This window comes from Mycobacterium sp. (assembly GCF_032162105.1).
Classification (GTDB): Bacteria; Actinomycetota; Actinomycetes; order Mycobacteriales; family Mycobacteriaceae; genus Mycobacterium.
In genome coordinates this window covers 1-4,206 of the sequence record NZ_JAVRPS010000348.1, presented here as the reverse complement: position 1 = coordinate 4,206, position 4,206 = coordinate 1, and the positions used below count along the sequence as shown (strand labels likewise).

Here is a 4,206-nt window from a genome sequence, read left to right as displayed (position 1 = left end):
CGCTGCGACCGGTCGCGCTGCCGAAGCCGCCGCCGGCGCCCGTGTCGAACGTGCGTGCCGGCCGGCATGCGATGGCCGTCGACGGCGGACCGTTCGGCGATCGGCTGGTGAGCGCCTGCTCCGATCGGGTCGAGCAGGTCTGGTTCAGGGGCGGGCACTGCGACGTCGCGGGCGGTGCGGGCGCGTGCGAGCCGTTGACGGGCATCGCCCTCGACTGGATCCTCGACGGTGCGCGCGCCGCGGGTGCGGTGCCGCGGACCGACGCCGCCGCTGCGTCCCCCGCTCCGGACCAGACCGACGCGCTCGCCGGAAGCGCACGCAGCCTCTCGTTGCGACGGCTCCCTGCCGATGCTCGCCTGCATGCCAGCGTCGACGTGTACCTGCGGGCCCACCCCGAGTACTGGCGCCGTCTGCCGGATCGGGTGGTGTGGTCGGATCAGGACTGGCTGGCCCGCGGGGAGCGCCTGTTGCCGGCTGCCGCCACACCGGCGGTCGTGCCCGCCGAACTCGCGGCCGTCGCCTCCTGAGAACATCCCCCCTCGCTCGGCGTCGCAACTGCGCGCGCGGTAATCTATTTGACCGACGCGCTAGCAAACTAAGCGACCAGTTGTGTACGGATCTGCCAGCGAAGCGATAGGGTCCGGAGCAAACCAATCGACCACATGAGGGCGCCGTGGACTGGATGAGGGATCGCTGGGACGATCTGAACAAGGTGGGTTCTGCAGGTTGGCTGGCAATCGCCGCCTGGGCAGCGGTGGCACTCGTTGTCGTCGTGTTCTTCTACGCCAATCGCCAGATCAGGGCGAATCGCCAGCTCAAGAGCGACCAGATCCGACCGCAGGTGGCGATGTTCATGGAGCCGCACGCCGCCGACTGGCACGTGATCGAACTGGTCGTTCGGAACTTCGGCCAGACCGCCGCCCATGACGTGCGCTTCCAGTTCGTGAAACCGCCGACGGTCGCCGTCTACGAGGATCAGGTCGACGACGGGCAACCCGACGTCGCCGAACTGGACCTTCCCAGCGAACTTCCGTTTCTTGCACCCGGGCAGGAGTGGCGAACTGTGTGGGATTCGCAATTGAGCCGCGATCAGCTCGGCGGAGCCATCCGATCCCGCTTCGACGGGAGATTGACGTACTTCGACTCCCCACGGCCGGAAGGGGACAAGCGCGGTTCGCGGTTCTGGAACAAGCGGCAGGAGTTCGAGTCGAAGGTGTGTCTTGACTGGGCGACGCTGCAACCGGCCCAGCGCCTCGAGCTGATGACCACCCACGACCTGGCGAAGCGGGAGAAGCAGAAACTGGAGTTGTTGCGCAGCCTGCTGACCTACTTCCACTACGCGTCCAAGGAGACCAGGCCTGACGTGTTTCGCGCCGAGATCGACCGGATCAACCGCGCGGCGGAAGAAACCCAGGACCGTTGGCGGACAACGCAGTTCGATCAGACCACCGAGCTCGCCTTCCCGTGGATCAAGAACGGCGATGGGGGACGTCACCACGCCAGCCTGGGGTGAGCGACGGCGCCGTTCGGTGGATAACGGCGTTAAGTAACATCGGCTCGGATGTCCGCACTCAAGGGAGAGTCGATGAGCAGCACGGTCAGCTACGAACTGAATGAGTCGGTTGCGACGATCACGCTGGACGACGGCAAGGTCAACGTGCTGTCGCCGGCGATGCAGCAGAACATCGACGACGCGCTGGACCGCGCCGAGATGGGTGCGGGGGACGGCGAGGTCAAGGCCATCGTGCTGGCAGGCAACTCACGGGTCCTGAGCGCCGGATTCGATCTGAGCGTGTTCAACTCCGGTGACGCCGCCGCCGCGCTGGCCATGCTGTCCGGCGGCTTCGAGCTGTCGATCCGGTTGCTGACCTTCCCGGTGCCGGTGATCATCGCGGCGACCGGCCCGGCGATCGCGATGGGGTCGTTCATGCTGCTCAGCGGCGACCACCGGGTGGGTTCGCCGAAGACCCGCTGCCAGGCCAACGAGGTGGCGATCGGGATGACGCTGCCGATCTCGGCCATCGAGATCATGCGAATGCGGTTGACGCGCGCGGCTTTTCAGCGGGCTGTCTCGATGGCCGCGACGTTCGCAGGCGACGGGGCGGTCGCGGCTGGGTGGCTCGACGAGATCGTCGAGGTCGAGAACGTCCTGCCGAGGGCCCAACAGGTGGCGGCCGAAGCCGCCGCCACACTGCACGTGAAGGCGCACCGGGCCAGCAAGGTGAAGGCCCGCGACGGCGCCCTCAAGGCGATCCGCGCCGGAATCGACGGGCTGCCTGCGGAGTTCACCAGCGGCGGCTAGGCATCCGGAGCCAAGTCGCGTAACGCGGCCTTGGAGAGCTGGATGGCATCGGTGGGTGTGCCGATGAACTCGAAGTGCAGCCAATCCCGGTTGGGCCCGTGATAGTCACCGCCCCACGCGAAACCGTATTGATTCCAGATGCGGCCAACGTGCGTCGGGAGACCGTGGCAGTTGCCCATGGTGAAGTCGACGTCGACCGCCCACGAGTGGTGGAACGCCGTATCGGAGACTGCGATCGGGTGGCGGTCGCAATCACCACATTCGCCGGGCTTGAGCAGGTAGTTGCCGCCGTCTTCGCGCTCGGTCCAGTCGATGAGCGTGCAGATCAGGGTGGCGAGCGCCGTGCGGACCGCGGTGCGGGTACCGGACCGGTCGGCGGGTTCGGGCACGCGGTCGCGCTCGTCGATACCCCAGCCCCGGTCTGCTGCGGTGTGGACGTGATCGTCGAGGTCGATGAACATGATCTGATCGTGGCCGCCGGGGTCGACGGACGCGCGCGTAGTCGACTACCTGACTCTCAGTTCCGGTTCGCGGCTACACGCGTTGACATTGCGCCCAGGGTCGTGAAGATCGACCCCACAGCCCTCAGCGCAATACCAACGCCAGGCGTCGCGTCAGACGGCGTGCCGATGCGTGTCCGGCTCGGGATGCTCGGCCTGCCAGCGTCGCTCGATGCGGTTGACCCTCCGATGCTCCAGAGCGATCAGACCGCCGCCCGCCGTGACCACGGCGCCACTCACCAACGCCATCGGAAGGACCCACTCGGTGTGTCCGTATGCGGCGGCGGCGACGATGCCGGCAAGACCGAGGATTCCTAGAAAGATCAGGATCAGTCCCGGAAACCACAGCGTGTCGATCATCGATTCACCGGCATGCGGTTGGGTAGTGCGGGAGTGATCTACGGGATCATGATGCGCGCCCTTCATCGCATCTCCTCTCGTCGTAGAGATGCCCCCAGGGTAGACCTGTTCCGGGCGCACTACCAGGACTTTTGTTACTTCGTCGCCGTGACCAGATCCTCCAGCTCGCCCAGCACGCGTTCGAGTTCGGCGACCAGCCAGGTGGAATTGCGGTTCTTGTAGACGGCCAGCAGGGACCGGTAGTACCAGAGGTGCTCCTGCGGATCGTGCACGCTGAACCGCTTCCACAGCTCGGGGCCGTGCACGCGGTAGTCGCGCAGGATGGCGCGCGCGTTGTCGAGCTTGTCGCCGAGCGACACCAGGATGGTGGCCTCCGACGCGTAACCGAGGTGGTCGATGTAGTCCTGCTTGCGTTTCTTCCACGGCGGCTTCGGGACCACGTCGGTGTCGCTGCACTGGTCGACGATGGTGGCGACGTCGTCGCCGAACCTCTCCCTGATCGCGGCCAACGTCGGCGGACCGCCCTGGTCCTCGACCGCGTCGTGCAGCAGGCCCGCGATGGCCTGCGTTTCCGTGCCACCGCCCTCGATGACCAGGCTGGCCACCGACAGCAGATGACCGACGTACGGGATGTCGCCGCCCTTGCGCGTCTGCGTGCGATGGAGTTCGGAGGCGAACTTCAACGCCTCGTCGAACCGTTCGGACAGCTTGGGTGTGCTGGTTTGTGTTGGCATCTGCATCCCCGCCTCTCGCCCTCACTGTGGCACATGGCTACGACAGTTCGACCGGCCGTTGAGCAAAGGCCGTCACCGATGTCGGGTGGGCGTCCTAGGGTGGCCACTGATGGTCTTGCATCTGCACCGCGCCGAGCGAACGGATCTGTTGGCCGACGGTCTCGGTGCCCTCCTCTCGCAACCGCTCGACGACCCGTTCGCCGCGGAGTTGGTCTTGGTTCCCGCGCGCGGCGTCGAGCGGTGGCTGAGCCAGCGCCTGTCGCACGTCCTGGGTCGCGGCGCTGGGGCGGACGGGGTGTGCGCAGGCGTC

7 protein-coding genes are annotated in these 4,206 nt (G+C 66.7%); 4 read left to right on the top strand and 3 right to left on the bottom strand.

Features of this window, described 5'->3' with window-relative positions:
• From QOC69_RS17750 to QOC69_RS17740, 3 genes are all read left to right on the top strand, one after another.
• Window positions 1-527: phospholipase effector Tle1 domain-containing protein (locus tag QOC69_RS17750; protein ID WP_526441893.1), on the top strand; the 527-nt coding region annotated here is incomplete at its 5' end.
• A 146-nt stretch (window positions 528-673) separates the two neighbouring features.
• Window positions 674-1,513: a DUF8453 domain-containing protein gene (locus QOC69_RS17745; RefSeq protein WP_526441891.1), complete on the top strand. Its 840-nt coding sequence runs from the start codon at window positions 674-676 to the stop codon at window positions 1,511-1,513.
• Window positions 1,514-1,585: 72 nt separating this feature from the next.
• Window positions 1,586-2,302 (top strand): crotonase/enoyl-CoA hydratase family protein, encoded by a 717-nt coding sequence (locus QOC69_RS17740; protein WP_526441895.1) that lies wholly within the window; start codon window positions 1,586-1,588, stop codon window positions 2,300-2,302.
• Here the strand turns inward: QOC69_RS17740 and QOC69_RS17735 are convergent.
• The 3 genes from QOC69_RS17735 to QOC69_RS17725 form a co-directional block, all read right to left on the bottom strand.
• Window positions 2,299-2,763, bottom strand: a complete 465-nt coding sequence (locus QOC69_RS17735) for a hypothetical protein (RefSeq protein WP_526441889.1) — start codon at window positions 2,761-2,763, stop codon at window positions 2,299-2,301. The genes QOC69_RS17740 and QOC69_RS17735 overlap by 4 nt on opposite strands.
• A 153-nt stretch (window positions 2,764-2,916) precedes the next feature.
• Entirely contained in the window at window positions 2,917-3,228 is a 312-nt protein-coding gene (gene usfY / locus QOC69_RS17730) for a protein UsfY (RefSeq protein ID WP_526441887.1), read from the bottom strand.
• Between the two features lie 68 nt (window positions 3,229-3,296).
• On the bottom strand, window positions 3,297-3,896 hold the full coding sequence (locus QOC69_RS17725) for an HD domain-containing protein (protein WP_526441885.1): 600 nt from the start codon (window positions 3,894-3,896) through the stop codon (window positions 3,297-3,299).
• A 109-nt stretch (window positions 3,897-4,005) separates the two neighbouring features.
• Here QOC69_RS17725 and QOC69_RS17720 point away from each other — a divergent pair.
• Window positions 4,006-4,206, top strand: a 201-nt coding sequence (locus QOC69_RS17720; protein ID WP_526441883.1) for an exodeoxyribonuclease V subunit gamma, incomplete at its 3' end; no start/stop codon positions are given.

Excerpts from the sequence above, each read along its gene's own strand:
- QOC69_RS17735 (WP_526441889.1), bottom strand. The coding sequence starts at position 2,763 with ATGTTCATCGACCTCGACGATCACGTCCACACCGCAGCAGACCGGGGC.
- QOC69_RS17725 (WP_526441885.1), bottom strand. The coding sequence starts at position 3,896 with ATGCCAACACAAACCAGCACACCCAAGCTGTCCGAACGGTTCGACGAG.
- QOC69_RS17740 (WP_526441895.1), top strand. The coding sequence starts at position 1,586 with ATGAGCAGCACGGTCAGCTACGAACTGAATGAGTCGGTTGCGACGATC.
- usfY (WP_526441887.1), bottom strand. The coding sequence starts at position 3,228 with ATGAAGGGCGCGCATCATGATCCCGTAGATCACTCCCGCACTACCCAA.